This window comes from Micromonospora sp. NPDC007208 (assembly GCF_042869175.1).
Lineage (GTDB): Bacteria > Actinomycetota > Actinomycetes > Mycobacteriales > Micromonosporaceae > Micromonospora > Micromonospora foliorum.
Window position 1 is genome coordinate 378,827 of sequence record NZ_JBIAFG010000001.1, and the last position, 26,181, is coordinate 405,007.

Sequence of the window (26,181 nt, forward strand, 5' to 3'; positions counted from 1 at the left end):
CACGCCGACCCCACCGGGAGAGCCCCGTGTTCCTCAGCCCGCACGAGCAGGACCGCCTGCTCATCCACGTCGCGGCCGATGTAGCCCGCGCCCGCCGCGAACGCGGCCTGCGCCTCAACTATCCCGAAGCCGTCGCGGTGCTCACCGCGTTCCTCCTCGAAGGGGCCCGCGACGGGCGGTCGGTGGTCGACCTGATGTCGGCCGGCCGGGCGGTGCTCGGCCGCGACGACGTCCAGGACGGCATCCCCGAGCTGCTGAGGGAGGTGCAGGTGGAGGCGACGTTCCCGGACGGCACCAAGCTCGTGACGGTGCACCACCCGATCCCGTGATCCCCGGAGAGATTCTGCCGGCGGCCGACCCGGTCGAGATCAACGTGGGTCGTCCGGTGACCACCCTGCTCGTGGTCAACACCGCCGACCGTCCGGTGCAGGTCGGCTCGCACTACCACTTCGCCGAAGTCAACCCGGCACTGTCGTTCGACCGGGACGCGGCCTGGGGGCAGCGGCTCGCCGTTCCGGCGGGTACCTCGGTCCGGTTCGAACCCGGCATCAACCGCAGCGTCGACCTCGTACCGCTGGGCGGAGCACGGATCGTGCCCGGTCTGCGCGGAGAGTGCGCGGGACCGTTGGACCCGTCGCCGCACGCGGTAACGGCCGACGGGTCGCCGCGGTGAGCGCCGTGCGGCGGGACCGCTACATCGACCTGTACGGGCCGACGACCGGTGACCGGATCCGGCTGGCCGACACCAACCTGCTGATCGAGGTGGAGACCGACCACTGCGTGGGCGGCGACGAGGCGGTCTTCGGCGGCGGAAAGGTGATCCGTGAGTCGATGGGGCAGGCCCGTGCCACCCGCGCCGAGGGGGCACTGGACACCGTCATCACCGGCGCGGTGGTGCTCGACCACTGGGGCGTGGTGAAGGCCGACGTGGGGCTGCGCGACGGGCGCATCGTGGCGCTCGGCCGGGCCGGCAACCCGGACACCATGCCCGGCGTCCACCCCGACCTGGTCATCGGCCCGTCGACCGAGGTGATCGCGGGCAACGGGCGGATCCTCACCGCCGGCGCGGTCGACACCCACGTGCACTTCATCTGCCCGCAGATCGTCACCGAGGCGCTGGCCAGTGGCATCACCACGATGGTCGGCGGTGGCACCGGGCCGGCCGAGGGGACCCGCGCGACGACTGTCACCCCGAACGCCTGGCACCTGGCCCGGATGCACGAGGCACTGGACACCATGCCGGTGAACGTGCTGCTGCTCGGCAAGGGCAACACCGTCTCCGACGAGGCGCTGTGGGAACAGTTGCGGGCCGGTGCGGGCGGTTTCAAGCTGCACGAGGACTGGGGCACCACGCCGGCGGCGATCGACGCCTGCCTGCGGGTGGCCGACGCGTCCGGGGTCCAGGTGTCGATCCACACCGACACGCTCAACGAGGCCGGGTTCGTCGCCGACACCCTGCGGGCCATCGGTGGGCGGGCGATCCACTCGTACCACACCGAGGGAGCCGGTGGCGGGCACGCACCGGACATCATCACCGTTGCCAGCGAACCGAACGTGTTGCCGTCGTCGACCAACCCGACCCGGCCGTACACCGCCAACACGCTGGCCGAGCACCTGGACATGTTGATGGTCTGCCACCATCTCAACCCGTCCGTGCCGGAGGACCTGGCCTTCGCCGAGAGCCGGATCCGACCGTCCACGATGGCCGCCGAGGACCTGCTGCACGACCTCGGCGCGATCTCGATCATCGGTTCCGACGCGCAGGCGATGGGCCGGGTCGGCGAGGTGATCATGCGGACCTGGCAGAGCGCCCACGTGATGAAGGACCGGGTCGGCGCGCTGCCGGGTGACGGGGCCGCCGACAACCACCGGGCCCGACGGTACGTGGCGAAGTACACCATCTGCGCGGCGATGGCCAACGGGCTGGAACGGGAGGTCGGCTCGGTCGAGCCGGGCAAGCTCGCTGACCTGGTGCTCTGGGACCCGGCGTTCTTCGGCGTCCGGCCACACCTGGTCCTCAAGGGCGGCATGATCGCGTACGCCCAGATGGGTGACGCCAACGCCTCGATCCCGACGCCGCAGCCGATGCTGCCGCGGCCGATGTTCGGGGCGTACGGCGCGGCTGCGGCGGCCACCAGCCTGGCCTTCGTGGCCCCGGCGGCGCTGGACGCCGGTCTCCGCCTGGACGTGCGACGCCAGGTGGTGCCGGTGAGCGACGTGCGGTCGCGGGGCAAGGCCGACCTGCCGGAGAACAACGCGATGCCGCGCATCGAGGTGGACCCGGACACCTTCACGGTGCGGATCGACGGGCAGGTGGTGGAGCCGGACCCGGTGACCCGGCTGCCGATGGCCCAGCGGTACTTCCTGTTCTGATGGGGACGCCGAGCCTGCTGTTGCTGTTGGCCGACGGGCGCTTCCCGGCCGGGGCGCACGCGCACTCCGGTGGTCTGGAGGCGGCCGTCGCCGCCGGCCGGGTCACCGACCTGGCCTCGTTGGAGGCGTTCCTGGCCGGACGATTGGCCACCGCCGGTCTGGTCGGCGCGGCCTTCGCGGCGGCCGCACACCGGGTGGCGATGCCCGAGACGGTCAGCTCGGCGCACCCGGCCCGGTCGGCCCGACCATCGGGGGCGCCGGCCGGGTCTGCCGCTCGGTCGGGGGCGCTGGCTCGGCTCGACGCGGAGCTGGACGCCCGTACCGCCGCACCGGCGTTGCGGGCGGTCTCGCGCCGACAGGGCCGGGCGCTGCTGCGGGCCGGCCGGACCATCTGGCCGGACGCCCCGTTCGCCGACCTGCCCGCGACGCCCGGTGGCGCACACCAACCGCTCGTGCTCGGGCTGCTCTGCGCCGCGGCGGGGCTGTCCCGCGTCGAGACCGCCACGATCTCCGCGTACGGGACGGTGACCGGGGCGGCCAGCGCCGGCGTACGTCTGCTCGGCCTCGACCCGTACCAGGTCCAGGCTTTGCTGGTCGGCCTGGCCGACGCCTGCGACGGCACGGCCGCCGACGCGGCGCGGGCCGCCGACGACCCTCCGGAGCGGCTGCCGGCCGCCGCCGCTCCACTCGCCGACATCCATGCCGAAATTCATGCCACCTGGGAGGTGCGTCTCTTTGCGTCCTGACACCGTTGTGCCGAGCGCTGTGCCCGCCGTCGAACCGATCACGCCGCCGCCGGCCACCCCACCCCACGACGAGACCGTTCCGCACACCCATCCGGAGCCGGGGGTGGACCCCCATCCGCCGTTGGCGCGCGCCGGCCGTGCCCTGCGGGTCGGCATCGGCGGCCCGGTCGGCTCCGGGAAGACGGCCCTGGTGGCCGCGCTCTGCCGTGCCTTCGCCGACGAGTTGCGGCTCGGCGTGGTGACCAACGACATCTACACGACCGAGGACGCCGACTTCCTCCGGCGGGCCGGAGTGCTGGACCCGGGCCGGATCCGCGCGGTGGAGACCGGTTGCTGCCCGCACACCGCGATCCGCGACGACATCGGCGCCAACCTGGACGCCATCGACGAACTGGCCGAGGCGGTCGGCCCGTTGGATCTGGTCCTGGTGGAGAGCGGTGGGGACAACCTGACCGCGACCTTCAGTCGAGGGCTGGTCGACCGGCAGATCTTCGTGGTCGACGTGGCGGGCGGGGACAAGGTGCCCCGCAAGGGCGGGCCGGGGGTCACCGCCGCCGACCTTCTCGTGATCAACAAGACCGACCTGGCGCCGATGGTGGGCGCCGACCTCGCCGTCATGGATCGTGACGCGCGGGCGCGGCGCGGCGACCTGCCGACCCTCTTCCTGTCCATCGTGGGAGACCCCACGGCAACATCGGTGGCGGACTGGATCCGGCACGAGCTGGCCCACCACGCCGCCCTGCACCCACTCGCCGCGCCGGTCGGCCCGGCCTGATGCGAGCGTTCGCCCGGCTGGTCGCCCGGGCCGACGGTCGGGGCGGTACGGCCCTCGTCGAGCTGCACGGCGAAACGCCGTTGCTGCTGCGCCAGACCCCGGCCGACGGTGGCGTCGCCACGGTTCACCTCGTCGGAGGGGCGGCCGGACCTCTCGCCGGGGACGACCTGCGCCTGGAGATCGAGGTCGGGCCGGGCGCGGCGGTCCGGGTGCACAGCGTCGCCGCGTCGATCGCCCTGCCGGGTCGCGCGGGTGCCGTCTCCCGGATGGCGGTGCGGGCGGTGGTGCACGCCGGTGCCACGCTGCACTGGCTTCCGGAACAGTTGGTCGCGGCGGCCGGCTGCGCCCACCTCGCCGAGTCCCGGATCGAGCTGGCCGCCGGCGCAAGCCTGCGGTGGCGCGACGAGCTGATCTGCGGCCGGTACGGCGAGGCACCCGGCGGTGCTGTTGTGCACACCCAGGCCGACTACGCGGGTCGACCACTGCTGCGCCAGTCCCTCGCGGTGGGACCGCACGCGCCGGGCTGGGCCGGCCCGGCGGTGCTCGGCGGTGCCCCGGCCACCGGGTCGCTGCTGGTGGTCGACCCGTCGCAACCCGCCGAACCTCCAACGGTCGAGGGCAGCGTCGCCCGGCTGCCGTTGGAGGGCGGCCCGGCGACCCTGTGGACCGCCACCGCCCCCGACGCGCACACCCTGCGCACCCACCTAACGGTCTAAGGAGCCGCTACCGGGCCTCGTGCCGGTCCTGCTGGTCCTGCCGGTCCTGCCGGTCCTGCCAGTCTTGGCGGTCTTGCCGGTCCCGGCGGTCTTGGCGCGATGCCCTCTTGGCCCTGCGCGACGCCGCCATGGCCCGTGTCACTCGCGGCGGCCAAGCGGGGATTGGCCTCGGCCGCCGAGACCGGTCCCGAGGCCAGGTTGGTGCAGATCACGACAGTGCCGGCGGCGGACACTCCAGAGAGCGTGATGTCTGTGAGTCATCGTGATGACTCACAGACATCACGCTCTCTGCCGTGTGGGGTGGGAGGTCGGGCCGCGCTCAAGGCCGTGCCGAACGCCCGCAAGCCCGAACGTTCGCATGCCGACCGCCCGGAAGCCCGGAGCCGGAGCCGGGAGCCGGAGCCCGGAGCCGGGAGCCGGAGCCGGAGCCGGGAGCCGGGAGCCGGGAGCCCAGAGCGGGGAGCGGGGAAGGGGTCAGCGGTGTGGGCCGGCCGCGTCGGCGTGCACTCGTTGCCGGGCCGGGTCGAGGCGGCCGATCAGGTCGTCGAGCTGGCGTACGAGGTTGGCGGCCGGGGGCATGCCCGGCTCGCTGGTCTCCGCGACGCCCACCTCGGCGACGCCCATCTCCGTGATGCCCAGTTCGGCGATGCTGGCTCGGACCCGTTCGTCCAGGCGGGCGTGCTCGCGGCGGCCCCGAGCGGTCAGGTACGCCCGGATGCGTCGGCGGTCGACCGGATCGATCCGGCGGAAGACGAGGTTGCGGTCGACGAGCTGGTCGACCAGCTTGGTGAGGGTGCCCGGCGGCAGCGACGCCTCGGCGGACACCTCGCTCATCGGGTGACCCTGGCCGTCGGCCAGCAGGCAGAGCACCCGCCACGCCTCGATGCTCAGCGCGTCGTCGGCCAGAACGGCGCCCAACCGGCGGGAGAGCAGCCGTTCGGCGCGGGTGAGCGAGCGCAGCAGGTCGGCTGGCGCCCCGGGCACGTCTGACATGAAACTCCCTGGTCCGGTGGCCCTGTCATGGTAGCGAGTCGTCCCGGTCAGTGGTGAGCGCTGGTCTTCCGTCGTGGGTCGGACAATCATGTGCTCATGTCCGCGCCGGCACCGCCGTGGCTGACCGTCGACCGTGCCGTGGTCAGCATCGCGCTGGTCTACCCGATGCGCGGGCCGGCCGGCATGTTCGGCCCCACCTGTGAGCTCTGCGCGCAGCTCGCGGTGGAGGAGATCAATCGGTGCGGTGGCGTGCTGGGCCGGGAGGTGCGGCTGGTGCCGGTCGACGGTGGCGCACCGCCGGCCGAGGTGGCCGCCGAGGTTGAGGCGTTGGTGTCGGTGGGGGCCGTGCAGGGGGTGACGGGGTGGCACATCTCCTCGGTGCGCCAGGCGTTGGCGCCCCGCGTCGCGCACCGGGTGCCGTACGTCTACACCGCACTCTACGAGGGCGGCGAACGCACCGAAGGGGTCTTCCTGACCAGCGAGACGCCGGATGCCCAACTGTGGCCCGCGATGCGGCTGCTCGCCGGGGAGCAGGGCGTGCGTCGCTGGTTCGTGGTCGGCAACGACTACGTGTGGCCGCGCCGGACGTCGCGGGCGGCCCAGCGGTACGCGCTGCGCGGCGGCGGGCAGGTGGTCGGCCGGCACTTCCTGCCGTTGGACGCACACGACTTCACCGAGGTGTTGCGCCGCATCGAGCACAGTGACGCCGACGCGGTGTTGATGCTGCTGGTCGGTGCCGACGCGGTGCGGTTCAACCGTGCGTTCGCCCGATCCGGCCTGGATCAGCGCTGCCTGCGGCTGAGCACCCTGATGGACGAGAACATGCTGCTGGCCAGCGGTGCCGGCGCGACCCGCAGGCTGTACAGCACGGCAGGTTTCTTCGCCGGGCTGGTCACTCAGGAAAATCTCGACTTCCACGGCGAGTTCGCGCGGCGGTTCGGCGTGGAGGCGCCGCCGCTGGGCAGCCTGGGCGAGTCCTGCTACGAGGGCGTCATGTTGCTCGCCGCGCTGATCGGCCAGGCCCGCACACTCGACGTACGGGCCATCGAGACGGCTGCCGACACGGTCGCCTACCACGGGCCCCGTGGGCGGTTGCGGCTGCGTCAGCGGCACGTGCGTCAGCGCATCTACCTGGCCGAGGCCGACGGGCTCGACTTCACCGTGCTCGCCCAGCTCTGAACCGGGCGCCGGCACCCGGCCGAGCGGACCCTTGACAGCGCCACCCGATCCCGTCCTAAGATGCTTCCTGCGTGAAGTATCTGGCCGCGGGGTCAGCTCTCACCATTGTGTGCCCACCGTCGGCGGATTCGTCCGTCGACCATTGTGGTGGCATTTATTCTTGCGTCTTTCCGCACGGCCGACACCGTTTCCTCCCAACGGTGTCGGCCGTTTTTCGTGCGCGCCGCGACGGCCCTGAGGAAACAGTCAATTAAGGACCGGGAAACACCCGCGCAATCATGCCGGTCGACGCTTTCCCTGCCCATATCCGATCCGGTGCCCTGCGCGGCGTCCACCCGTCGACCCCGGCATCGCTCACGTCAGCTCCATCGGACCGCACCGACCGTCCTTTCGCCACTTGAGTGCACCGCAGGGAGAGTAGATGTCATTATTCCGGGGCCGCCGCATCCTGGCGGGTGCCATGACCCTGGTCGCCGCGGCCGCGTTGACCGCGTGCGGCAGCAAGACCTCCGACGAGGGCGGCGCGGCCGGCGTCACCGCCGACGTCTCCGGCGACACCGTCAAGGTGGGCCTGCTCAACTCGCTCTCCGGGACCATGGCGATCAGCGAGGTCACCGTCCGGGACTCCATCATGCTCGCGGTCGAAGAGATCAACGCCGCCGGCGGTGTCCTCGGCAAGAAGATCCAGCCGGTCGGTGAGGACGGCGCCTCGGACTGGCCCACCTTCGCCGAGAAGGCCGAGAAGCTCATCTCCGAGGACCGGGTGGCCGCCGTCTTCGGTTGTTGGACGTCGGCCAGCCGCAAGGCGGTCAAGCCGGTGTTCGAGAAGAACAAGGCGTTGCTGTTCTACCCGGTGCAGTACGAGGGTCTGGAGCAGTCTCCCTACATCTTCTACACCGGAGCGACGACCAACCAGCAGATCGTTCCCGGGCTCGACTACCTCAAGGCGCAGGGCGCGAAGTCGGTCTATCTCGTCGGTAGCGACTACGTCTTTCCCCGAACCGCCAACAAAATCATCAAGGCGTACGCGACCGCGAACGGGATGACCGTGCTGGGTGAGGATTACGCACCCCTCGGCTCCACCGAGTTCGGCACCATCGTCAACAAGGTCAAGTCGTCCGGCGCGGACGCGGTGTTCAACACCCTCAACGGTGACAGCAACGTGGCTTTCTTCAAGGAGTACAAGTCGGCGGGCCTGACTGCCGCCGCGATGCCTGTGGTGTCGGTGTCGATCGCCGAGGAGGAGGTCAAGGGCATCGGCACCCAGTACCTGGAGGGCCAACTGACGGCCTGGAACTACTACCAGACCACCCCGGGCGCGGCGAACTCGAAGTTCGTGGCCGCGTACAAGGCGAAGTACGGCGCGGACAAGCCGACAAGCGATCCGATGGAGGCCGCCTACGTCGGCGTGCACCTGTGGAAGGCGATGGTCGAGAAGGCCGGCGCCTTCGACGTGGAGAAGGTCCGCGCCGCCTCGGACGGCATCACCTTCGACGCGCCGGAGGGTCTGGTCACCGTCGACGGCAAGACGCAGCACATCGCCAAGACCGCCCGCATCGGCAAGATCGGCGCGGACGGTCTGATCACCGAGGTGTGGAACTCCGGCAAGCCGGTCGCCCCGGACCCGTACCTCAAGACCTACCCGTGGGCGAGCGGCCTGAGCTGACGACGCCGGCCCGGGCGGAACGCGTTGCCGCGCGCTCCGCCCGGGCCACCCGACCAGCAGTTCGGAGTACCCACCGTGACAGTCCTCTTCGGTCAACTCTTCACCGGCATCAGCATCGGCGCGGTGCTGCTGCTCATCGCGCTCGGCCTCGCGCTGACCTTCGGCCAGATGAACGTGATCAACATGGCGCACGGTGAGTTCATCATGGCCGGCGCGTACACCACCTACGTTCTGCAACAGAGCATCACCGGCGCCGGCCTGTCGCTGGTGGTCGCGCTGCCGGTGGCGTTCGTCGTCGCCGGCACCATGGGCGTCCTGCTGGAGGTGCTGCTCATCCGCCGGCTCTACGCCCGGCCACTGGACACCCTGCTGGTCACCTGGGGTGTGTCACTGATGTTGCAACAACTGGCCCGGGACGTCTTCGGCAGCCCGAACGTGCAGACCCGCGCGCCCGAGCTGCTCACCGGCAACGTGGCGCTGCCCGGTGGGCTGACCATCGCCAACAACCGGCTGTTCATCCTGGCCCTGGCGCTGGCCGCCGTCGCGGCGCTCACCCTGGCACTGCGACTCACCCCGCTCGGGCGTCGCATCCGCGCGGTGGTGCAGAACCGCGACCTCGCCGCCGTGTCCGGCATTCCCACCGCCCGGGTCGACCGGACGACCTTCTTCCTCGGCTCCGGGCTGGCCGGGCTCGCCGGGGTGGCCCTCACCCTGCTCGGCCCGATTGGTCCCACCATGGGCACCAACCTGATCATCGACGCCTTCCTGGTCGTCGTGGTCGGCGGGATCGGCCAGCTCAAGGGCAGCGTGATCGTCGCCTTCGCCCTCGGCGTGCTCCAGGCCACCGGGGAGTACCTGACCACCCTCAGCGTCGCCAAGGTGATCGTGTTCGTGGCGATCGTCGCGTTCCTCCAGTGGCGGCCACAGGGCCTGTTCACCCTGCGGACCAGGAGCCTCGCATGACCGCCGTCACCCCCGCGCCGCCCGCCGTCCGCCCGGGGCCCGCCGGCGCCGTACCACCGGGTCGGCCGGCCGGCCGCTCGCGGCTTCGGACCCTGGCCGGCTTCGCCTTCGGCGCGGCGGTGCTGTTCGCCGTCGCCCCACTGGTGTTGTCGGACTTCCGGCTGGCGTTGCTCGCCAAGTACCTCTGCGTCGCCATGGTCGCGGTCGGCATCGGGATCGCCTGGGGCCGGGGCGGGATGCTCACCCTGGGCCAGGGTGTCTTCTTCGGCCTCGGCGGCTACGCGATGGCCATGCACCTCAAGCTCGCCGACGCGGGCCCGGGTGGGATGCCCGACTTCATGCAGCTGTACGGGCAACTCGACGAGCTGCCGCTGTGGTGGCGGCCCTTCGCCAGCCCGTGGTTCGCGTTGCCCGCCACGGTGCTGCTGCCGATGGTGGTCGCCTTCGGGCTCGGCTCGCTGGTCTTTCGCCGCCGGGTCCGCGGCGCGTACTTCGCCATCCTCAGTCAGGCGCTCGCCGCCGCGATGGTGATCCTGCTGATCGGCCAGCAGGGCACCACGGGCGGCACCAACGGGCTCACCGACATCAAGGGCTTCTTCGGTTACGACCTGGACGACCCGGTCAACCAGCGGATGGTGTACTTCATCATCGCCGGGACGCTGCTGGCGTTGCTCGCGCTGACCCGTCAGCTCATCCACAGCCGCTACGGCGAACTGCTGGTGGCGGTCCGAGACGGTGAGGAGCGGGTCCGCTTCCTGGGCTACGACCCGGCGTCGGTGAAGCTGGTGGCGTACGTGGTCGCGGCGGGCATGGCCGGGCTGGCCGGTGCGCTGTTCGTGCCGGCGGTGGGCATCATCTCGCCCGCGCTGATCGGCATCGTCCCGTCGATCGAGTTCGTCATCGGCGTCGCGGTGGGCGGCCGGGCGACACTGCTCGGGCCGGTGCTCGGCGCGGTGGCGGTGGCCTGGGCGCGTACCGCCCTCTCCGAGCGTTTCCCGGGCACCTGGACGTACCTGCAGGGTTTGCTCTTCGTGGTCGTGGTGGCGTTCCTTCCCGGCGGCCTGGCGTCGCTGTGGGCGCTGGCCCGCCGCCGTGACGCCGGCGCGCGGCCGGTGCGGCGCGGGTGGTTGGCGCTGGGCCGACGACGGGCCGAGCGGACGGAGGTGCCGGCGGCATGAGCGGCGAGCGGTTGGACGGGTTGTCCGTCCGTGACGTGCGGGTCAGCTTCGACGGTTTCACGGCCGTCGACGGCGTCTCCCTGGAGGTGCCCGCCGGCGACATCCGGTTCCTGATCGGGCCGAACGGCGCCGGCAAGACCACACTGGTCGACGCGATCACCGGTCTGGTCCGGGCCACCGGCTCGGTCCGGTTCGGCGACGAGGAGCTGCTCGGCCGACCGGTGCACCGGATCAGCCGGCTCGGCATCGGGCGGACCTTCCAGACCTCGACGGTCTTCGAGGAGCTGTCGGTGTTGCAGAACCTCGACATCGCGGCGGGCGCCCGACGCAGCTGGGCTACCCTTGCCCGCCGTCGCCGGGGTGTTCCCGACGAGATCGCCGCGGCGCTGGAGACCATCGGGCTGGCCGAGCGGGCCGCGCACCTCGCCGGGACGCTCGCGCACGGCCAGAAGCAGTGGCTGGAGATCGGCATGCTGCTGGTGCAGGACGCGCGGCTGCTGCTGCTGGACGAGCCGGTCGCCGGGATGAGCCATGAGGAACGCGACGCCACCGGCACGCTGTTGGAGACGGTCAGCCGGGATCGCACGGTCGTCGTGATCGAGCACGACATGGACTTCCTGCGTCGGTTCGCGCGCAGCGTCACCGTGCTGCACGCCGGCCGGGTGCTCAGCGAGGGCACGGTGGCGCAGGTCCAGGCGGACCCGCGCGTGCAGGAGGTCTACCTTGGCCACCCGGTCGACGCCGGGTCGGCCCGTACTGGCCTGGAGGCATGATGCTGACGCTGCGCGGGGTGCACGCCGGGTACGGTCGCTCTCGGGTGCTACACGGGGTCGATCTGGCGGTCCCGCCCGACGGGGTGGCCGCCGTGCTCGGGCACAACGGGGCCGGCAAGAGCACCCTGCTGCGGGTCGCGGCCGGGCTCCTGCGTCCGAGTGCCGGCACGGTCGAGCTGGACGGTGAGGACGTCACCCGGGCCGGGCCGCACGAGCGGGTGGCGCGGGGGATGGCGTACGTCCCGCAGGGTCAGCAGTGTTTCCCGCACCTGACCGCCGCGGAGAACCTGCGACTGGTCGCCGACGGCCGGCGCGACGGGGCGGTGGCCACGGCAGAGGTGCTGGATCTGTTTCCGGCGCTGCGCCCGCTGCTGCGGCGTCGGGCCGGGCTGCTCTCCGGCGGTCAGCGCCAGCAGTTGGCCATCGCCCGGGCCCTGATCACCCGGCCTCGGCTGCTGATGCTCGACGAGCCGACCGAGGGCATCCAGCCGTCGGTGGTCGCGGAGATCCAGGAGCGGATCGTCGAGCTGACCCGGCAGTCCGGGTTCAGCGTGCTGCTCGTCGAGCAGCACCTGGGCTTCGCGCTGCGGGTGGCGGACCGCTACCACGTGCTGGAGTCCGGCCGGGTCACCTCGCACGGCGACGGGGGTGTCACGGCGGAACGGGAGGTCCGGGCGGCCCTGGCGGTCTGACCGGCGCGGCGTCGGTCAGGTCTTCGGCGCGGGCCCGGTCGAGTCGCGGACGACCAGCAGGTGCCCGGTGGGGCGGCGGCGGGGGCGGGTCGTGCGCGGCTTGAGCGCGAGGGTGAGCGCCGTGCGGCCCATCTCGGTCATCGGCAGCCGGACGGTGGTGAGGCTGGGTGCGAGGTCGGCTGCCACGGAGACGTCGTCGAAACCGACCACTGACATCCGCGCGGGCACCGGCACGCGGCGGGAGCGCAGCGTGGACAGCACGCCCATGGCCATCACGTCGTTGAGCGCGATGATCGCCGTCGTCTCGGGATGTTCGTTGAGGATCTGCTCGGCGGCGGCGCGCCCACCGCCGCGGGTGAAGTCGCTGTGCACGACGACGAGGTCGGCGGGGGACCGCCCGCGCTGCCGCAGGGCCGACGACACCCCGGCCAGCCGGTCGGCGACCGTGGTGAGGCCGGCGCTGCCCGCGGCGACCGCGATCCGCCGGTGGCCGAGATCCATCAGGTGCTGGGCGAGGGCGTAACCGCCGGCCTCGTTGTCCGGCAGGACGGCGTCGACACCGAGCGCGTGCCGACCGATCGCGGCGGCCCGTCCGCCGTGGTCCTGGAACGCGGCCAGCTCGGCGCGGGCCGCGCTCTCCATCCGTGGGTCGTCGTAACCGGAACCGCTGATCAGGACGATGCCGACCCGTTGGGCGATCAGGTGGCGCAGCTCTTGCAGCTCGTAGTCGGGGTCGCGGCCGGACTGGCAGATCTGCACCAGCAGCCCCTGCTCGGCGGCGAGTTGGATGACCCCGGCGGCGATCTCGGAGAAGTACGGGTCGTCGACCTGATGGACGATCAACCCCACCGTGGAGGTGGCCCCGCTGGCCAGGGTGCGGGCGTACGGGTTGGCCACGTAGCCCAGCTCGCGGGCGACCTGCCGGATCCGGTCGGCGACCTCGGCGCTGACCCCCTCACGGCCGGCGAGGGCGCGGGAGGCGGTCGCCAGCGAGACGGCAGCGTGTTGGGCGACGTCCACGAGGCGCGGACGCTGGCTGGCCCTGGGCATCCGAAACCCTCCGGAAACATTCATGTCACGCGATCTGTTGCGAGCGACATCGATCGAAGCCTAGGGTACGTAAGCGCTTACGTAAGCGCTTACGTGACCGGCATCCGACATGCCGCGAAACGAGGTGACAGCCATGTCCAGGGCCCGACGAGCGGCCGTCTCCCTGCTGGCGATCGGCGCACTGACCGGCGCCAGCGCGCCGGCGGCGCAGGCGGATCGCAGCATCTCGCACGACGTCCACCCGGCGCTGCGCGCGCACCTGGTCGCCGCGTACGACTTCGACCACCCGGTGCCCGGCGACCCCGCCCTGGAACGCGACCAGGGGCGTTCCGGCACCGAGATCGAGCTGGTCAACGGCGGTGCCGCCATGCGGGTGCCGGACCGCGCCTACCGGGGCAGCCGTAACGCGGTGCAGACCCGGCAGGTCGCCCCCGCCGTCGCCGGCAACGACGACTGGAAGGCCGGCACCTGGTCCGCCAGCGGGGTGCGGACGCTGCGCGCGTTCAGCGCCACCGCGGGCACCACCGTGATGGGCTGGTTCAAGCTGAACATGGACAGCCCGTTGCCCAACTCCACCACCGCCGACCCGGACGACAGGTACAACGCCATCGGGCTGGCCGGAGTGCTCACCGGCGACTCCGACGGCCACGGCGTCCGCGCCCTGCTGGAGCTGATCGACGTCGACGGGGAGTTGCGGCTCGTCGCGCTCGGCCGGCGGCTCGACGGCGGCAACTCGCAGACCTTCGCCGCCACCCGGGACTGGCGCGAGCTGCTGCCGGTCGGGGAGTGGGTGCACCTGGCCGCCACCTTCGACTTCGACACCGGCGCGCTCGCCCTCTACCGCAACGGCGAACCGGTGGACGGCTTCTACACCCGCACCGACGACCCGTGGCTGGTATCCGGGCCCGGCCCGCACGTGACCACCGCGTCCGACCCCCGGGGCATCAAGATCGGCGGCAGCTTCCCGCAGGACACCCTCGAACGCAACCCGTGCGACTGCCGGATGGACGGCCTGATGTTCCTCGACAGTGTGGTCTCCGCGAACGACGTGCGGAGGCAGTACCGCCACCTTGCCCGCTGACCACCCTCGGCACCGTCCCACCGAGAAGGAGACACGCGTGCGCACCCTGCACCGCCGCGCCGGCACAGTCCGCCGGCCCACAGTGAGGGCCGGCCTCACCGCCCTCGTGCTGATCCTGTCCACACTGGTCGCCACGCCCGCGCGGGCCGCCGACGCGGTCGACGACCCGATCCCCGAGATGCCGGTCCAGTCCCGACTCGGGCTGGTCCTCAGCGAGTACGCCAGCTTCCCGCAGTCGTACCCGACGCCGGCGCCGACCGATGCGCGGCTCGTGCGTACCGCGCGGATCAACACCATCATGGAGGTGCCCGACGGCTCCGGCCGACGGGCGGTGCCCGACCTCAACGGCAACCTCTACCTGGTCGAGGGCGGCGTGCCGCACGTCTACCTGGACGTGGCGGCGACGTTCGCGCCGCGGTTCTTCTCCGGTCGCGGGCTCGGCCAGGGGTTCGGGTACGTCGCGTTCCACCCGGAGTTCGGGGTGAACGGCCGGTTCTACACCATCCACACCGAGTTGGCGTCGACGACGACGGTCACACCGGACTACGCCCAGCCCAACACGCTCTTCCACGGTGTCATCACCGAGTGGACGGCGACCGATCCGGCCGCCGCCACCTTCGCCGGTTCCCACCGCGAGGTGCTGCGCATCGGCTTCGGCGGCCAGGTGCACGGCATCCAGGAGATCAACTTCAACCCCACCGCCAAGCGTCACGACCGCGACTACGGCCTGCTGTACCTCGCCGTGGGCGACGGTGGCCAGGGCGCGCGCAACACCGACCCGCAGAACCTGGCCCTGCCCCACGGCAAGCTGCTGCGGATCGACCCCAGGGGCACCAACGCCCCGAACGGGCGCTACGGCATCCCACCCGCGAACCCGTTCGTCGGCCGGGCCGGCGCGCTGGGCGAGCTCTACGCCGTGGGGTTCCGGGACCCGCACCGGTTCAGCTGGGACCGGGCGACCGGCCGGATGTACCTCGGGCACATCGGTGAACACGCCGTCGAGGCGATCTACGAGGTCCGCGCCGGGGACAACTTCGGCTGGAGCGAGCGCGAGGGCTCGTTCGTCTTCGACAAGACGGCCACGAACCCCTGCGACCGGCTGCTCCCGCTGCCCGCCGACGACGACAGGTACCGCTACACCTACCCGGTCGCCGCGTACGACCACGACCCCGCGGCCGGCTGGAACTGCACCGACGACGTCGGTGTCGCGGTGGCCGGCGGCTTCGTCTACCGGGGGCGGGCGGTGCCCGCGCTGCGCGGCAAGTACGTCTTCGGCGACCTGGTCGACGGCCGGGTGCTCTACACCGAGGCCAACGAGATGCGCCGCGGTCGGGGTCTGGCCACGATCCACCAGCTCGCGCTCTTCAACGCGGCCGGCACCCCGGTCCGGATGCGCGACCTGTCGTCACCGGGCGCGCCCGGTGACCCCAACCGGGTGGACCTGCGCTTCGGCACCGACGCCTCCGGGGAGCTCTACATCCTCGCGAAGGCCAACGGAAAGGTCTGGAAGGTGACCGGCACCAGGGAGTTCGCCAGCGGCGACGTCGGGGACGTCACCGTGCGCCGTACCGCCGGGGCCGCGAACTGGGCGCCGGTGACCCCGGCGAAGTGGCAGTTCACCCACGACCAGGTCATCCTGGCCGAGGCCGGGGAGAGCCGGCCGGGTCCGCGCCGGCCCTTCGAGTACGCCGTGCTGACCAACGGCCCGGCGTGGTCGTCGGTGCGGGTCGACGCCCAGGTACGACTCGACACACCGGTGGAGGTCACCAACCGGGACGTGATCATCGTCTTCGGCTGGCGTTCGGACACCGAGTTCTACTACGCCCACCTCTCCACCGACAACACGATCTATCCGCACAACGGCATCTTCAAGGTGAACAACGCCGACCGGGAGCGCATCGACCACCAGTGGAACGGTCGGTCCCGGGGCGCCAACCCGGCCATCACCGATGCCAGGTGGCACCGGGTCCGGGTGGTGCACCTGCCGGCCACCGGCGAGATCGCCGTCTACGTCGACGGGCACCGGGACCCGCTGCTGACCGCGAAGGACACCACGTTCGGCTCGGGACGGGTCGGCTTCGGCTCGTTCGACAACGTGGGCCGACTGCGCAACCTGACCGTCACCGGCACCCCGGCCTGAACCGGGTCGCGGTGGGGACGGCGGCGCTCGTGCCGCCGTCCCCACCGATTCATCCGTCGACCTGCCCCGGAGGGGTCTGTCCGGTTCGTAGACTTCCTGCCATGCCGGAGATCGTCGAGTTGCTGGCCTCGCCCGTGCACCGCTTCCTGGGCCGGCCCGCCGATGGCCCGGCCCCGGCCCCGCCCGGTGAGCTGGTCGACGCCGTCCGGATCCGGGCCGGTCTCGGCATCGTCGGCGACCGGTACTTCGGCCAACAGGCACACCGCGACGCCAGCGTCACCGTCATCGCCCAGGAGTCGCTGCCGGCCGGCATCGGCCTGGCCGAGGTGCGGCGCAACATCCTCACCACGGGGATCGCCGTGGACGAGCTGATCGGCAGAGTGCTGGTGCTGGACTCCGGTGACGGCCCGGTCAGCCTGCGGGTCAACCGGGCGGCTCGGCCGTGCGCCTGGATGGACGTCACCGTCGGCCCGGGAGCGTGGAAGGCGCTGCGCACCACCGGCGGCATCCGCTGTACGCCCCTCAACGACGGCACCCTGCGCGTCGGCCCGATCGAGGCCGTCGTGAACTGAGGAAAGGGCGTGAGCGCCGACCTGCGCGGCGTGCATCTGCTCTCGGTCGAGGACGTGATCGGCCTGGCGCAGCCGGTCGAGAGCTGGGCGAGCTGGTGGTGACGGCCCGGCTGGCGGATTCGGCGAGGTGACGCCCGGGCGGGCCGGTGCATGGTAGAACCAAACCGCGCATCGGCTCGCAGGTCTCCGGGCAGCCGGGGGCATTGCCGGACGGGACCTCATCCGAACAGAGGTGGTGCAGTGAACCTCGAGCTGCGGCAGCTGATCGAGGAGCTGCGGGCTGAGCTGGCCGATCTGCCAGCAAGTCTGGCGTACGCCGAGTTCGGCGAGGGTGCGGCCCTCGACGCCGTGCCGGCGGGGCTCCCGGCCGACCTGCGGGATCTCCTGCTGGTGGCCGACGGGCTGCGGGCGGGTCGGGTGGAGCTGGCGTCCTCGTCGACCCTGGCGGGGATCCAGTACCACCTGGACTACGCGCCGGACTTCTCGTCCATCCCGCAGGACCGGGCGGGCTGGCTGGTGGTCGGCACCCGCAGCGACGAGCCGATCTTCATGGATCGTGGCACGGGGGCGATCTGGTACTTCCCACCGAACGGCACCGAGTGGTTCATGTCCGACGCGTTCGAGGAACTGGCCCCCGATGTGGAGTCCTTCGTGGACTACTACCTGCTCGGGCCGGGCTACGCCGACCTGACCCCGGCCGACGACCAGTGGTTCGCGTTCCTCGACGAGCAGGGCCTGCTCGACGAGGACGACGAGGACGAGCGCTGAGTCAGACCGGGCTGATGTGTGCGGCCAGGATCCGCCAGCCGTTCCGGTCGTCGTGGACCCACGTCCGGGTGTAGCGCAGCCGCGCCGCGAACGGTGCCCCCTCGAAGACGCCGGACACCCGGCCCAGGAAGAACGTCACCCCCGTCTTGCCGACGACGAGCAGGTCCAGCTCCTCCTCCACCAACTCCTCGACGACCGAGCGGCGGTCCCGGTGGGCGGTCAGGTCGTCCTGCTTGGAGTGCATACGCCCGTCCGGGCCGATGGCGATCAGCTGGTCGACCAGTAGCTGGTCGAGGGCGGCGACGTCACCGGCCCGTTGGGCGGCCTGCAGGGTGCGCTCGGCGTCGAGCAGCTCAGCCTCGCGTGCGCTGTCCGGCATCGTGCCGTCCTCCCGTTCGGGTCCGACCCGGTGCCACCGTCGGCCCGGGCTGTCCGCATTGTGGCAGCCAAGCTGGCCCGGGCGGGCGGGGATCGCCGCTGACGTTCACAGAGTAAGGCGAATCCGTACGACGGTCTCCCCGGGGCTGGTGAGCACGGCGACCTCGTCACAGATCTGCTCCACGATCGCCAGCCCGCGACCCCGTACCGACTCGGCGGCCGGCATGCTCCGGCCGAACGCCCGTGTCGGCCCGTGGTCGACCACGTCGCAGAACAGCTGGCCCGGCTCGGCCCAGAGCCGGACCCAGCCGCCGCCGGTGGTGTGCTGCAACGTGTTGCTGGCCAGCTCGCTGACCGCCAGCGTCAACAGCTCCACCCGCTCGGCCGACAGGCCGCGGGCCAGCGCCCCGGCGCTGACGAACGCGCGCAGCGCTCGTATGTCGGTCGCGACCTGATAGGCCATGGTGTCCGCGGCGTGGGTGGGGACACTCTGCTCGGCCACGGTCTCCCGTCGCTCGCCCGGCATCAGCCCGCCCGATGTGGCTGCCCGGCCAGCGCCACCGCGATCAACGCGGGTGTCGTGGGCGTGCGAGCCTCGAAGTGCGCCATCGGGCAGCCGGAGACCTTTCGTAGCGAGAGCTGTTGTCGCCACATCATGTCATCCACCGGCCCCTTGACCGTCTCGTCCGTTCGGCGGTTGATCACCCGCGGCCCGGCCCGACCACGCCTCGCCGGTCCGGCGGGGGAGGTGGGTCAGGGAGCCGCGTCGAAGGCGACCGACTCGCTCAACTCCCGCCACCGAGCGTCGGACGCGGCGAGGGCCTCGGCGGCCGCTTCGGCAGCCGCCACGGCGTCGGCGCCGAGCAGCAACCGGAGCGGCGGATCGTCGACCCCGGTGATCCGGATGATCGCCTGGGCGGCCCGGGCCGGGTCGCCCGGCTGGGCGCCGCTGCCCTGGCGCAGCCGCTGCACGGCCGGGTCGATGACCGGCCGGTACGGTTCGCTGATCGGCAGGGCGCTCATCGACGAGCCGGCCCAGTCGGTGCGCAGCCCACCCGGCTCGACCGAGGTGATCCGGATCCCGAACGCCTCGACCTCCTTGGCGAGCACTGCGGAGAAGCCGCTGACCGCCCACTTGGCGGCCTGGTACGCGCCCAGACCAGTGCTCGCGACCCGGCTGCCGACACTGGAGATCTGCACGATGTGGCCGCGTCCCTGCTCGCGCATCACCGGCAGGGCGGCCCGGGACAGGTTGACCACGCCGAAGAAGTTGGCCTCGATCTGCGCCCGGAAGTCGTCGTCGGACATGTCCTCGATCGCGGCGACGTCGGCGTAACCGGCGTTGTTGACCAGGATGTCCAGCCGTCCGAACGTGTCCACGGCGGTGCGTACGGCGGCGCGGGCGGCGGCGGGGTCGGTGACGTCGAGGGCCACCGCGCGGACCTGGTCACCGTGCCGGTCGACCAGGTCGTCGAGCTGGGCCGGGTTGCGGGCGGTTGCCACCAACTGGTCGCCGTCGGCCAGGACGGCCTCGGCGAGGGCGCGGCCGAGACCACGCGAACAGCCGGTGATGAGCCAGACTCGCGGCACGGCGTTCCCTTCGTGTCGGTGGACCAACTCGCCGTCAGGGACGGATGTCCAAGGCGCCGATCAGCCCGTCGCGCAGCGTGAACCGGTACCGCAGCTCGATCGGACTGCCGGGGAAGTCTCCGGACACCCGGGTGACAGCCAGGTACGAGTCGCCCGCCTGCGGTGTGACCCGGACCGGCTCGGCGGTGTACGCGTAGGCGTCCATCGCCTTCTGTCGCCAGGCCCGGATCGAGGCCCGCCCGTCGTACAGCCGGTCCTCGTCGGCGACGCTCGCGGTGTCCGCGAAGCAGGCGACGAAGGCGTCCAGGTCCCGGTCGTTGACGGCCCGGAAGTACCTGTCGATCACGTCGGGCAGGTCGAGGGCCATCTGCTCCTCCTGCGGCACGGGCCGCCGTCGGGCAGCCGTCGGGTTCCCGGTCCGACCTCACCGTACGAGAAGCGGACGGCACCGCGCGGAGCAACGAGCAGAACCCATCCCGCTCCAGGCTGCCGGGTTTGCTGCCGGTGGGCCCGGGTAGCCACGCGTTTCCGAAAGCGAAGGGCGGGGGCATGGCCGAGCTGGCGTTCGTCGACAAGGTTGCGGCACGGGCGGGTGTGTCGCCGGAGCAGGCACGCCCGCTGACCGAGGCGGTCCTGCGGACCCTCACCGAGCGGCTCTCCGGCGGGGAGGCGGCCGCGTTGGCTCCCCACCTGGCCGACGAGCTGAGCCCGCTGCTGGTCAAGGCCGCCGAGCCGCCGGAAACGTTCGACTACGACGAGTTCCTGCGCCGGGTGGCAGACCGGGCCGGAATCGACCGCCCGGCCGCCGAGCGCGGCACCAGTGCGGTGCTCCAGACGATGCACCGGGTGGTCGGGCACCGGGAGTTCGAGGACGCGCTGGCCCAACTCCCGGCGGACCTGCGGGCACTGGCGCAGCCCCTCCCGCACGGCCCCTGACCCACACCTCGGCTGGCATCCGAACGTCGGCATGACCGCCGTCGATGCGGAGACGTGCGTGGTGGCTGTCCTGGTCGATCACCGTCGGGCGACGCGGAGCGTGGCCTGACCCGCCGGTCAGGCCACGCCCCTACGTCCGAGGTCAGCCGTTAACCCCGCTACCGACCACCCACTTCTGGTGTGCGCCGCCCGCGTACGTGCCGAGCTGGATCTGGGTGCCGTCGCCGGTGCCACCGCCGGCGGCCTCCATGATCTTGCCGGACTGCGGGTTGCGGATCGACCCGTCGGCCTGCGGCTGCCAGACCTGCGCGCCGGTGCCGTTGCAGGTCCAGAGCTGGATCTTCGTGCCGTTCGCGGTGCCGGCGTTGTCGATGTCCAGGCACTTGCCGAGCACCCGGTACGTGTCGCCGACCCGCGTCCACGACTGCGCGGCGGTGCCGTTGCAGGTCCAGAGCTGGATCTTCGTACCGTCGGCGGTGCCCGAGTTGTCGACGTCCAGGCACTTGCCGCCGACGCCGGTGATGGTGCCGCCGATCGGCGGCGGGGGACTGCCCGGGATGGAGTTGAGCGTGTACCACGCCTCGGTGCTCCACAGAGACTGGCCGCTGGTGGAGGTGAACGGGCGCGGCGAGCGCAGGTGCACCACCCGGCCCGCCTTGCGGCCGGCCACCGCGAGGCTGACCTTCTTGCCGTCCGCCGAGAGGGTGGCCGAGGTGACGGTCAGCGTCTCCTCGTCGACCTTCGGCCCGCCGTAGTTCGACGTCGCCACGTACCGCCATTGCTTGATCTTGTAGCGCGCGGCCAGCTCGGCGGCGGTCGCCGCCGAGACGGGCTGGGTGTACTCCACCTCGAAGCCGGTCGTGGTGGCGCGCATCGCGAGCATCTCGAACGTGGTGGCGGTGTTCGGGGTGAGCTTCTGCAGGCCGTACGACAGCTTGCCGGTCTGGCCCCAGTTGCCGCCCGCGCCGAGCCCGCCGACGTAGATCGCGCCGTCCGGGCCGACGTTGACCTCGGAGACGCCCGCCTCCAGGCCCTGGGTGAGCCGGAACAGGGCGCCCTGGTACTCGCCGTTGACCTTCTCCACATTCGCCCGTTGTAGGCCGCCGTACGTCACGTCGCCGATGACGAACTGGCCGGCGTACCGGCCGCTGGTCAGGTACATCGGCGTGCTGGGCGAGTTGGCGATCTCGTTCTGCGGCATCCAGAGCACCGGCGGGGTGACCGGTGCGGTGTCGAACGGGCCGGCCGGGTTCGTGTAGTGGTTGAAGAACCGGCCCTGCTTGATGTGCACCAGCTTCGAGGAGGGCAGCCAGCCGCCCTGGTTGTCGGTGACGAAGATGCCGCCCTCCGGGCCCCAGCCGATGCCGTGCGGCGTCCGCAGGCCGCCGGCGACGTAGCTGACCGCGCCGGTGTCCTTGTTGACCTTGAGGGTGGTGCCCCGGTTGGTGGCGGGCTGCGGGTTGGTGGTGGCACCGCCGGAGTTGATCGACACCGACAGGTTCAGATAGAAGAACCCGTCCTGGTAGAGCAGGCCGAACGCGAACTCGTGGAAGTTGCCGCCGTACGGCCAGGTGGCGACGGTCTCCAGGCGCTCGGCGACCTCGTCACCGCCGGTGTTCACCAGCCGGGTCAACCGCTGCTTCTCGGTCACGTAGACCACCCCGTCGACGACCTTCAGGCCCATCGGTTCCTTCAGGCCGCCGGCGATCCTCTTGGTGGTCACGTTGCCCGGGCTCGTCGATCCGCCGGTGTTGCCGAGGATCCAGACCTCGCCGTCCTGGGAGGTGCCGGACTGGTCACTGCCGCCCCAGGTGCTGATGACCAGCCGGCCGTCGGCCAGCCAGTCCATGCCGGTGACCTTCGGCTGGAAGCCGCTGGGCCGCAGGTTGGTCAGCGTGTAGCCGGGGTGCACACCGGTCAGCGGCAGGCCGTCGCCGGGGGAGTCGGAGACCCCCTCGCACTCCTTGCGCCCGGGTGCGGTCACCCGGACCACGCCCGCGTCGGTGCTCAGCGCCGAGTTCGGTACGACCACGAAGGTCGACGAACCGGGCGTCTTCCACTCCAGGGTGATCTGCTGCCCGCCGCCACGCTCGAAGTGGTCGATGCGCAGCGGGTGCAGGCCGGCGGTGAGGGTGACCATGCCCTCCTTGGGCGGGGTCGCGCCGTGCAGGCCGTCATGGTTGATGACCACGGCGTTGTCGATCGACAGCTTGGATCCGTCGTCGCTGCTGAGCCGGAACGTGTAGCTGCCGGCCTGGGTGGTGGTGATGTTGCCGAGCACCTGCGAGACGAAGTTGTCCTCGAAGCCGAAGTCGGCCGCCGAGGTCCAGTTGATGGTGGACATCAGCTTGTCCACGTTCGGCGTCTGGGCGGGCTTGAGGGTGCACAGCTCGGACAGCGGCACCTGCACGTCGAAGACGCGCAGTGTGACGCCCGGTTCCTGCGCGGGGGCGGCGCTGGCGGGGACGGCCCAGAGGCCGGCGGCGAGGACGAGTGCCAGTGCACCCAGGACGGGATGGTGGAGTCGGCGTAGCAGGGGTGTGGCCATCGTTCCTCCAGGAGGCAGTGGAGTGTCCGACGGCCGGCGTGGATCAGCGGTGAGGATGACCGTCGGCCCGGGTCCGTAACGTCCTCGACGCCGACGAGTGACGTTGCGGAAACACCGGGTGGATGGCTCGGAACATTAAGGCGTTTCGATGGGAGTGTCCATGGCTTCGCCTCGATACATCAAAAGTTTCGAATGTCCGTGCGAAAGTTCGGGACAGTACGCGAAGAATGCCCGGCCCTGCGGCGGCCTACCGCCGTCCGCGCCGCGCCGGACCGCCGGCCCGGTTGCCGGTCTTCCGAGTCGGGTTGGCGGCCTTGCGGCTGGCGGCGCCGCCCCGACCCGCCGCGCCGGCGGCCCGACGGTCCGACGTGGAGGCTCCCCGCGCCGCGGGCCGACGGCGGGCCGCCACCAGCACGATCGCCGAGACCACGACGACGATCAGGGCCGGAACCAGCCAGGCCGGGAACCCGCCGCCACTCTGCTCCTGCCTGGCGCCGGCCGGGTCGTCCGCCGGAGCGCCGGTAGGGGCGACCGCGCTGCCGCTGGCCCCGGAGTTGGTCGAGCCCTCGCCCTCGGCCTGCGCGAGCAGCGCCGGATCCGGCCCAGCCGTGGGCGCCGACCAACCGGCCGGCGCCGCCGTGCCCGGGCCCTGGTAGTCGAAGGTCACCTCGCCCCGCACCGCCTCACCGTCCGAGGCGACGGAGAGGTAGCTGGCGGTGTAGCGGCCCTTCGCCGGCCAGTGCGCGACGGTCACCATGGCCGGGAAGCCGGTGTGGTACAGCCGGGGCTCGAACACGCCGTTGACCATGAAGTACTCGGTGACCGGCTTGTCCAGTCGCTTCGGCTCACCGTAGGACCAGCCATTGTCCACTCGCGACCCGTTCGGCCCGCTGATGGCGAAGTGCGCGTTGGACGCCGGCTTCTCGGTGAAGTACAACGCCAACTGAGTGAGCGGCTCGCGTACGACGGTGCCTTTCAGGGGAGTGGACGTCGCCAGCTGGCCGTGCGCGGACGCCGGGGCGACCGGCAGCAGCAACGACACCACCAGGGTCGCCGCCAGCGCCGCCACGACACGGCTCAGGACCTTACGCACAGTGACCAGCTTCGATCGCATTCGTTCATCATGGTCATTTCCCCGGCACCGAACAAGACGTAGAGTTCTCCTCCCCGACGATCAACCCGACACCCGCCCCCCTCGCGTCGTTCGGAGTCCGCCCGTGCTCGTCCGTACCCCCGCCGCCCGCACCGCCGCCACCCTCGCCGCCACCGCCCTCGCCGCCCTGCTCCTCGCCGGTTGTGGGCAGGACGACGACCCCTCCGTGGCCACCCCCTCGACGGCCCCGACGTCCGCCGCGCCTCCGAGCGCCACCCCCACCGCACCGACCCCGACGGCCACCGGCACGCCCAGCCCCTCGGCCAGCACCGCCGCGGTGGATCGACAGATCACCGTGACGATCGCTAAGAAGCGGGTCGACCCGCCAACCGGACGGGTCACTGTCGGTAAGGGCCAGCTGGTCCGGATCACGGTCACCTCCGACGTCGCCGACGAGTTGCACGTGCACGGCTACGACCTCGGCGCCCGGCTGCCGGCCGGCACGCCCGGCTCGGTGGAGTTCCGGGCCGACAAGACCGGGCTGTTCGAGGTGGAGACGCACGAGTCCGAGCTGGTGCTGTTCCAGCTCGTCGTCCGCTGAGCGGCATGACGGCCGTTCCCACGCTGCTGGCACACGGCGTCGGTGGCCGCCAGGACCTGCCGATCACGCTGCCGCAGCTCGTCGTCGCCGCCGCGCTGACCCTCGTCGTCACGTTCGTGGCGCTGGGCCTGCTCTGGCGCGAACCCCGGCTCGACCGGGACGCCACCGGCGGTCGCCCGGTGCCGCGCTGGCTCGCCCGACTCGTCGACGGGCCCGCGTTCCGGTGGGCGCTGCGCGGGCTCGGCCTGCTCGCCGCCGCCTGGTTCTGCCTCGGTCTGCTGGGCGGGCCGGACACCGCGGACAACCCGACCGCCGGCGCGCTCTACGTGCTGCTCTGGGTCGGGCTGGCCCCGCTGTCGCTACTGCTCGGCCCGGTCTGGCGGGCGGTCAACCCACTGCGTACGGTGCACCTGCTGGCGGTGCTGGCAACCCGGCGCGACCCGAACCGTGGGCTCCGCGAGCTGCCCGACATCGTCGGGTGGTGGCCGGCCGCCGTCACCCTGTTCGGGTTCGTCTGGCTGGAACTGGTCGCCCCCGACCGGGCCACCCTGCCGGTCATCACCGCCTGGCTGGCCGGGTACGCGGTGGTCCTGCTGGCCGGCGCGGTGCTGTTCGGCGCCGGCTGGTTCGACCACGCCGACCCGTTCGAGGCGTACAGCACCCTGATCGGTCAGCTCGCCCCGCTCGGCCGGGCCGCCGACGGCATCCTGGTGTGGCGCAACCCGCTCGACGGGATCGCCGGCCTGCGACCCCGCCCCGGACTCGTCGCCGTCGTGGTCGTGCTCCTCGGCTCGACCATGTACGACAGCCTCTCCAACGCGCCGGGCTGGTTGCGCTTCAGCCAGGAGAACGGCCTGCACCCGGCGGTCACCGGCAGCGCCGGTCTGAGCCTCGTCATCGCCGCCGTCGCGGTGGCGTACCTCGCCGCCACCGGCGCGGCGGCGCGCATCGGTCGCGCCGATGCGGCCGACGCCCGCGCGGTGCCGGGCGAGATCGCCCACTCCATCGTGCCGATCGCGGTGGGGTACGTGGTGGCGCACTACTACTCACTGCTGATCCTGGAGGGCCAGCGCACCGTCGCGTTGCTCTCCGACCCGCTGGGCACCGGCGCCAACTGGCTCGGCACCGCCGACTGGGAGCCCCAGACCGCGCTGGTCACGCCCTCCGGGGTGGCGTCCGTGCAGATCACCGTCATCGTCCTCGGGCACCTGCTCGGCACACTGCTCGCCCACGACCGCGCCCTGTACCTGTTCCCCCGGGCCCGGGCGGTGGCCGGCCAACTACCCCTGCTGGCCCTGATGGTCGCGTACACCGTCGCCGGTCTGCTGCTGCTCTACGCGGGGTAGTCCCGCCGGGTCCCAACCCGTGCG

27 protein-coding genes are annotated in these 26,181 nt (G+C 71.9%); 19 read left to right on the forward strand and 8 right to left on the reverse strand.

Annotated elements, in window-relative coordinates:
* The first annotated feature begins 26 nt into the window (after positions 1–26).
* Genes ACFYL6_RS01530 through ACFYL6_RS01555 form a run of 6 tightly spaced genes read left to right on the forward strand, consistent with a single transcriptional unit; the run spans position 27 to position 4,610 of the window.
* Positions 27–329, forward strand: a complete 303-nt coding sequence (locus ACFYL6_RS01530; protein ID WP_030491505.1) for an urease subunit gamma — start codon at positions 27–29, stop codon at positions 327–329.
* Positions 326–673, forward strand: coding sequence for an urease subunit beta (locus ACFYL6_RS01535; RefSeq protein WP_387166038.1), 348 nt, complete (start codon positions 326–328; stop codon positions 671–673). The genes ACFYL6_RS01530 and ACFYL6_RS01535 overlap by 4 nt, the downstream gene beginning before the upstream one ends.
* Positions 670–2,373, forward strand: a complete 1,704-nt coding sequence (locus ACFYL6_RS01540; protein WP_387166040.1) for an urease subunit alpha — start codon at positions 670–672, stop codon at positions 2,371–2,373. Before ACFYL6_RS01535 ends, ACFYL6_RS01540 begins: the two co-directional genes overlap by 4 nt.
* On the forward strand, positions 2,373–3,119 hold the full coding sequence (locus ACFYL6_RS01545; protein ID WP_387166042.1) for an urease accessory protein UreF: 747 nt from the start codon (positions 2,373–2,375) through the stop codon (positions 3,117–3,119). The genes ACFYL6_RS01540 and ACFYL6_RS01545 overlap by 1 nt, the downstream gene beginning before the upstream one ends.
* Positions 3,109–3,894: an urease accessory protein UreG gene (ureG, locus tag ACFYL6_RS01550; protein WP_387166044.1), complete on the forward strand. Its 786-nt coding sequence runs from the start codon at positions 3,109–3,111 to the stop codon at positions 3,892–3,894. The genes ACFYL6_RS01545 and ureG overlap by 11 nt, the downstream gene beginning before the upstream one ends.
* Positions 3,894–4,610: an urease accessory protein UreD gene (locus tag ACFYL6_RS01555; RefSeq protein ID WP_387166046.1), complete on the forward strand. Its 717-nt coding sequence runs from the start codon at positions 3,894–3,896 to the stop codon at positions 4,608–4,610. Before ureG ends, ACFYL6_RS01555 begins: the two co-directional genes overlap by 1 nt.
* A 474-nt stretch (positions 4,611–5,084) precedes the next feature.
* On the opposite strand, the gene ACFYL6_RS01560 is transcribed toward ACFYL6_RS01555, so the two are convergent.
* Positions 5,085–5,603, reverse strand: coding sequence for a MarR family winged helix-turn-helix transcriptional regulator (locus tag ACFYL6_RS01560; RefSeq protein WP_387166048.1), 519 nt, complete (start codon positions 5,601–5,603; stop codon positions 5,085–5,087).
* A 96-nt stretch (positions 5,604–5,699) separates the two neighbouring features.
* Between ACFYL6_RS01560 and ACFYL6_RS01565 the strand changes: the two genes are divergently transcribed.
* The 6 genes from ACFYL6_RS01565 to urtE all read left to right on the forward strand — a co-directional run bounded on the left by ACFYL6_RS01565 (position 5,700) and on the right by urtE (position 12,054).
* A complete protein-coding gene (locus ACFYL6_RS01565) occupies positions 5,700–6,782 on the forward strand; it encodes a substrate-binding domain-containing protein (protein WP_196926391.1) in 1,083 nt (360 codons plus the stop codon).
* Between the two features lie 421 nt (positions 6,783–7,203).
* Positions 7,204–8,448 carry an urea ABC transporter substrate-binding protein gene (gene urtA / locus ACFYL6_RS01570; RefSeq protein WP_387166050.1) on the forward strand — a complete coding sequence of 415 codons (1,245 nt, stop codon included), beginning with the start codon at positions 7,204–7,206 and terminating at the stop codon, positions 8,446–8,448.
* A 75-nt stretch (positions 8,449–8,523) separates the two neighbouring features.
* A complete protein-coding gene (urtB, locus tag ACFYL6_RS01575; protein WP_387166052.1) occupies positions 8,524–9,411 on the forward strand; it encodes an urea ABC transporter permease subunit UrtB in 888 nt (295 codons plus the stop codon).
* Positions 9,408–10,589 carry an urea ABC transporter permease subunit UrtC gene (gene urtC / locus ACFYL6_RS01580; RefSeq protein ID WP_387166054.1) on the forward strand — a complete coding sequence of 394 codons (1,182 nt, stop codon included), beginning with the start codon at positions 9,408–9,410 and terminating at the stop codon, positions 10,587–10,589. The genes urtB and urtC overlap by 4 nt, the downstream gene beginning before the upstream one ends.
* Positions 10,586–11,362 (forward strand): urea ABC transporter ATP-binding protein UrtD, encoded by a 777-nt coding sequence (gene urtD, locus ACFYL6_RS01585; RefSeq protein ID WP_387166056.1) that lies wholly within the window; start codon positions 10,586–10,588, stop codon positions 11,360–11,362. The genes urtC and urtD overlap by 4 nt, the downstream gene beginning before the upstream one ends.
* Positions 11,359–12,054, forward strand: a complete 696-nt coding sequence (gene urtE, locus ACFYL6_RS01590) for an urea ABC transporter ATP-binding subunit UrtE (RefSeq protein ID WP_225855394.1) — start codon at positions 11,359–11,361, stop codon at positions 12,052–12,054. The genes urtD and urtE overlap by 4 nt, the downstream gene beginning before the upstream one ends.
* A gap of 15 nt (positions 12,055–12,069) precedes the next feature.
* Here urtE and ACFYL6_RS01595 read toward each other — a convergent pair whose 3' ends face one another.
* On the reverse strand, positions 12,070–13,104 hold the full coding sequence (locus ACFYL6_RS01595; RefSeq protein WP_387166058.1) for a LacI family DNA-binding transcriptional regulator: 1,035 nt from the start codon (positions 13,102–13,104) through the stop codon (positions 12,070–12,072).
* A 133-nt stretch (positions 13,105–13,237) separates the two neighbouring features.
* Between ACFYL6_RS01595 and ACFYL6_RS01600 the strand changes: the two genes are divergently transcribed.
* The 4 genes from ACFYL6_RS01600 (at position 13,238) to ACFYL6_RS01615 (ending at position 17,665) form a co-directional block, all read left to right on the forward strand.
* Positions 13,238–14,185, forward strand: a complete 948-nt coding sequence (locus tag ACFYL6_RS01600; protein WP_387166060.1) for a LamG-like jellyroll fold domain-containing protein — start codon at positions 13,238–13,240, stop codon at positions 14,183–14,185.
* A 37-nt stretch (positions 14,186–14,222) separates the two neighbouring features.
* Positions 14,223–16,325 (forward strand): PQQ-dependent sugar dehydrogenase, encoded by a 2,103-nt coding sequence (locus ACFYL6_RS01605; RefSeq protein WP_387166062.1) that lies wholly within the window; start codon positions 14,223–14,225, stop codon positions 16,323–16,325.
* Between the two features lie 101 nt (positions 16,326–16,426).
* Positions 16,427–16,897: a molybdenum cofactor biosysynthesis protein gene (locus ACFYL6_RS01610; protein WP_387166064.1), complete on the forward strand. Its 471-nt coding sequence runs from the start codon at positions 16,427–16,429 to the stop codon at positions 16,895–16,897.
* A gap of 240 nt (positions 16,898–17,137) precedes the next feature.
* Positions 17,138–17,665, forward strand: a complete 528-nt coding sequence (locus ACFYL6_RS01615) for an SUKH-4 family immunity protein (protein ID WP_238662472.1) — start codon at positions 17,138–17,140, stop codon at positions 17,663–17,665.
* A 1-nt stretch (position 17,666) separates the two neighbouring features.
* Here the strand turns inward: ACFYL6_RS01615 and ACFYL6_RS01620 are convergent, their stop codons facing one another.
* The 4 genes from ACFYL6_RS01620 to ACFYL6_RS01635 all read right to left on the reverse strand — a co-directional run bounded on the left by ACFYL6_RS01620 (position 17,667) and on the right by ACFYL6_RS01635 (position 20,000).
* Positions 17,667–18,044, reverse strand: coding sequence for a nuclear transport factor 2 family protein (locus tag ACFYL6_RS01620; RefSeq protein ID WP_387166066.1), 378 nt, complete (start codon positions 18,042–18,044; stop codon positions 17,667–17,669).
* Positions 18,045–18,149: 105 nt separating this feature from the next.
* A complete protein-coding gene (locus tag ACFYL6_RS01625) occupies positions 18,150–18,569 on the reverse strand; it encodes an ATP-binding protein (protein WP_387166068.1) in 420 nt (139 codons plus the stop codon).
* Between the two features lie 227 nt (positions 18,570–18,796).
* On the reverse strand, positions 18,797–19,633 hold the full coding sequence (locus tag ACFYL6_RS01630) for an oxidoreductase (RefSeq protein WP_387166070.1): 837 nt from the start codon (positions 19,631–19,633) through the stop codon (positions 18,797–18,799).
* Between the two features lie 34 nt (positions 19,634–19,667).
* Entirely contained in the window at positions 19,668–20,000 is a 333-nt protein-coding gene (locus tag ACFYL6_RS01635; protein WP_387166072.1) for a nuclear transport factor 2 family protein, read from the reverse strand.
* A gap of 182 nt (positions 20,001–20,182) precedes the next feature.
* On the opposite strand from ACFYL6_RS01635, the gene ACFYL6_RS01640 reads away from it, so the two are divergent.
* The gene (locus ACFYL6_RS01640) at positions 20,183–20,569 is read left to right on the forward strand and encodes a DUF2267 domain-containing protein (RefSeq protein WP_387166074.1); all 387 of its coding nucleotides are present in this window, start codon (positions 20,183–20,185) and stop codon (positions 20,567–20,569) included.
* A gap of 142 nt (positions 20,570–20,711) precedes the next feature.
* Here the strand turns inward: ACFYL6_RS01640 and ACFYL6_RS01645 are convergent, their stop codons facing one another.
* Together ACFYL6_RS01645 and ACFYL6_RS01650 are read right to left on the reverse strand one after the other, a co-directional pair.
* Complete coding sequence (locus ACFYL6_RS01645; RefSeq protein WP_387166076.1) at positions 20,712–23,117, reverse strand: ricin-type beta-trefoil lectin domain protein; 2,406 nt, start codon at positions 23,115–23,117, stop codon at positions 20,712–20,714.
* Positions 23,118–23,364: 247 nt separating this feature from the next.
* The gene (locus ACFYL6_RS01650; protein ID WP_387166078.1) at positions 23,365–24,231 is read right to left on the reverse strand and encodes a copper resistance protein CopC; all 867 of its coding nucleotides are present in this window, start codon (positions 24,229–24,231) and stop codon (positions 23,365–23,367) included.
* A 103-nt stretch (positions 24,232–24,334) separates the two neighbouring features.
* On the opposite strand from ACFYL6_RS01650, the gene ACFYL6_RS01655 reads away from it, so the two are divergent.
* Positions 24,335–24,811: a hypothetical protein gene (locus ACFYL6_RS01655; RefSeq protein WP_387166080.1), complete on the forward strand. Its 477-nt coding sequence runs from the start codon at positions 24,335–24,337 to the stop codon at positions 24,809–24,811.
* 5 nt (positions 24,812–24,816) lie between these two features.
* Positions 24,817–26,157, forward strand: a complete 1,341-nt coding sequence (locus ACFYL6_RS01660; protein WP_387166082.1) for a hypothetical protein — start codon at positions 24,817–24,819, stop codon at positions 26,155–26,157.
* Positions 26,158–26,181: the final 24 nt, after the last annotated feature.

Bases quoted from the DNA above. Each gene is read 5' to 3' on its own strand.
- ACFYL6_RS01545 (WP_387166042.1), top strand. From the start codon at position 2,373: ATGGGGACGCCGAGCCTGCTGTTGCTGTTGGCCGACGGGCGCTTCCCG.
- ACFYL6_RS01555 (WP_387166046.1), top strand. From the start codon at position 3,894: ATGCGAGCGTTCGCCCGGCTGGTCGCCCGGGCCGACGGTCGGGGCGGT.
- ACFYL6_RS01560 (WP_387166048.1), bottom strand. From the start codon at position 5,603: ATGTCAGACGTGCCCGGGGCGCCAGCCGACCTGCTGCGCTCGCTCACC.
- ACFYL6_RS01565 (WP_196926391.1), top strand. From the start codon at position 5,700: ATGTCCGCGCCGGCACCGCCGTGGCTGACCGTCGACCGTGCCGTGGTC.
- urtA (WP_387166050.1), top strand. From the start codon at position 7,204: ATGTCATTATTCCGGGGCCGCCGCATCCTGGCGGGTGCCATGACCCTG.
- urtC (WP_387166054.1), top strand. From the start codon at position 9,408: ATGACCGCCGTCACCCCCGCGCCGCCCGCCGTCCGCCCGGGGCCCGCC.
- urtD (WP_387166056.1), top strand. From the start codon at position 10,586: ATGAGCGGCGAGCGGTTGGACGGGTTGTCCGTCCGTGACGTGCGGGTC.
- urtE (WP_225855394.1), top strand. From the start codon at position 11,359: ATGATGCTGACGCTGCGCGGGGTGCACGCCGGGTACGGTCGCTCTCGG.
- ACFYL6_RS01595 (WP_387166058.1), bottom strand. From the start codon at position 13,104: ATGCCCAGGGCCAGCCAGCGTCCGCGCCTCGTGGACGTCGCCCAACAC.
- ACFYL6_RS01600 (WP_387166060.1), top strand. From the start codon at position 13,238: ATGTCCAGGGCCCGACGAGCGGCCGTCTCCCTGCTGGCGATCGGCGCA.
- ACFYL6_RS01610 (WP_387166064.1), top strand. From the start codon at position 16,427: ATGCCGGAGATCGTCGAGTTGCTGGCCTCGCCCGTGCACCGCTTCCTG.
- ACFYL6_RS01620 (WP_387166066.1), bottom strand. From the start codon at position 18,044: ATGCCGGACAGCGCACGCGAGGCTGAGCTGCTCGACGCCGAGCGCACC.
- ACFYL6_RS01625 (WP_387166068.1), bottom strand. From the start codon at position 18,569: ATGCCGGGCGAGCGACGGGAGACCGTGGCCGAGCAGAGTGTCCCCACC.
- ACFYL6_RS01635 (WP_387166072.1), bottom strand. From the start codon at position 20,000: ATGGCCCTCGACCTGCCCGACGTGATCGACAGGTACTTCCGGGCCGTC.
- ACFYL6_RS01640 (WP_387166074.1), top strand. From the start codon at position 20,183: ATGGCCGAGCTGGCGTTCGTCGACAAGGTTGCGGCACGGGCGGGTGTG.
- ACFYL6_RS01645 (WP_387166076.1), bottom strand. From the start codon at position 23,117: ATGGCCACACCCCTGCTACGCCGACTCCACCATCCCGTCCTGGGTGCA.
- ACFYL6_RS01650 (WP_387166078.1), bottom strand. From the start codon at position 24,231: ATGCGATCGAAGCTGGTCACTGTGCGTAAGGTCCTGAGCCGTGTCGTG.
- ACFYL6_RS01660 (WP_387166082.1), top strand. From the start codon at position 24,817: ATGACGGCCGTTCCCACGCTGCTGGCACACGGCGTCGGTGGCCGCCAG.